This window comes from Microvirga sp. P5_D2 (assembly GCF_054049475.1).
This window is the reverse complement of sequence record NZ_JBFUMH010000347.1, coordinates 1-1,846: the sequence shown is the minus strand read 5'-3', so window position 1 is coordinate 1,846 and position 1,846 is coordinate 1. Positions and strand designations below refer to the sequence as shown.

Genomic DNA, 1,846 nt, shown 5'->3' with positions numbered 1-1,846 from the left:
CATGTCGCCGCCGGGCATGGCCGGAGCGCCGCTTTCGCRCTTCGGCGCGTCGGCGATCATGGCTTYGGTCGTGACGAGCAGACCTGCAACCGACGCCGCGTTCTGCAGGGCGGTGCGCACGACCTTCGCCGGGTCGACGATGCCGGCCTGGAGCAGGTCCACGAACTCTTCGGTCTGGGCGTTGAAGCCAAAAGTGTCAGACGTCGTGTTGTCGTTGATCTTGCCAACGACCGTGGAGCCTTCCACACCGGCGTTCTCGGCGATCTGGCGGATCGGGGCCTCAAGCGCGCGCAGGACGATGTTGATGCCCGCGCGCACATCGGGGTTGTCGCTCTTCAGTTTCGCCACCGCGGCCTTGGCGCGCAGCAGAGCCGTGCCACCGCCGGGAACGATGCCTTCTTCCACCGCCGCCTTGGTGGCATGCAGAGCGTCATCCACGCGGTCCTTCTTCTCCTTCACCTCGATCTCGGTCGCGCCGCCGACGCGGATCACCGCGACGCCGCCTGCGAGCTTGGCGAGACGCTCCTGGAGCTTCTCACGGTCGTAATCCGAGGTGGTCTCCTCGATCTGCGCCTTGATCTGACCGACGCGGGCTTCGATGTCTTCCTTCTCGCCGGCGCCGTCGATGATCGTGGTGTTTTCTTTCTCGATGCGAACGCGCTTGGCACGGCCCAGCATGTCGAGGGTGACGTTTTCGAGCTTGATGCCGAGGTCTTCGGAGATCGTCTGACCGGCGGTCAGGATCGCGATGTCCTCGAGCATGGCCTTGCGGCGATCGCCGAAGCCCGGAGCCTTCACGGCAGCGATCTTCAGGCCGCCCCGCAGCTTGTTGACGACGAGAGTAGCCAGAGCCTCGCCCTCGATGTCTTCCGCCACAATCAGCAGCGGCTTGCCGGTCTGCACGACAGCCTCGAGGATCGGCAGCAGGGTCTGCAGCGAGGAGAGCTTCTTCTCGTGGATGAGGATGTAGGGATCCTCAAGCTCCGCGATCATCTTCTCGGCATTCGTGATGAAGTACGGCGAGAGGTAGCCGCGGTCGAACTGCATGCCTTCCACGACGTCGAGCTCGGTTGCCGCCGTCTTGGCCTCCTCGACGGTAATTACGCCTTCGTTGCCGACCTTCTGCATCGCCTCCGCCAGCATGCGGCCGACCTCCGCATCGCCGTTGGCCGAAATCGTGCCAACCTGTGCGATCTCGTCGGACGAGGCGACCTTCTTGGCGCGGGCCTGGATGTCCTTCACGGCTTCAGCCACAGCGAGGTCGATACCGCGCTTCAGGTCCATCGGGTTCATGCCGGCGGCAACGGCCTTGGCGCCTTCGCGAACGATGGACTGAGCCAGGACGGTCGCGGTGGTGGTGCCGTCCCCGGCCACATCGCTGGCCTTCGAGGCCACTTCGCGCACCATCTGGGCGCCCATGTTCTCGAAACGATCAGAAAGCTCGATTTCCTTGGCGACGGTGACGCCGTCCTTGGTGATGCGCGGAGCGCCGAAGCTCTTTTCCAGCACGACGTTGCGGCCCTTCGGGCCGAGCGTGACCTTCACCGCGTTGGCGAGGATGTCGACGCCGCGCAGCATCTTCTCGCGGGCGTCAGAAGAAAATTTTACGTCTTTGGCAGCCATGAGCTGAACTCCTGTTGTGTCTAGGGGATGGGGACCGGGCTGCTTAGGCGGCCTTCTGCGCTTCGGCAGATGTCTCGATCACGCCCATGATGTCGGATTCCTTCATGATCAGGAGATCCTTGCCATCGATACGCACCTCGGTGCCGGACCACTTGCCGAACAGGACGCGGTCGCCAGCCTTCACGTCGAGAGCGACGATCTTGCCGTTCTCGTCACGGGCGCC

At 63.9% G+C, this 1,846-nt stretch carries 2 protein-coding genes; both read right to left on the bottom strand.

The window, feature by feature from the left end:
- On the bottom strand, positions 1 to 1,623 hold a 1,623-nt coding region (gene groL / locus ACXJKO_RS31535; RefSeq protein ID WP_457094939.1), incomplete at its 3' end, for a chaperonin GroEL.
- A gap of 43 nt (positions 1,624 to 1,666) precedes the next feature.
- Positions 1,667 to 1,846: co-chaperone GroES (locus ACXJKO_RS31530; RefSeq protein WP_457094938.1), on the bottom strand; the 180-nt coding region annotated here is incomplete at its 5' end.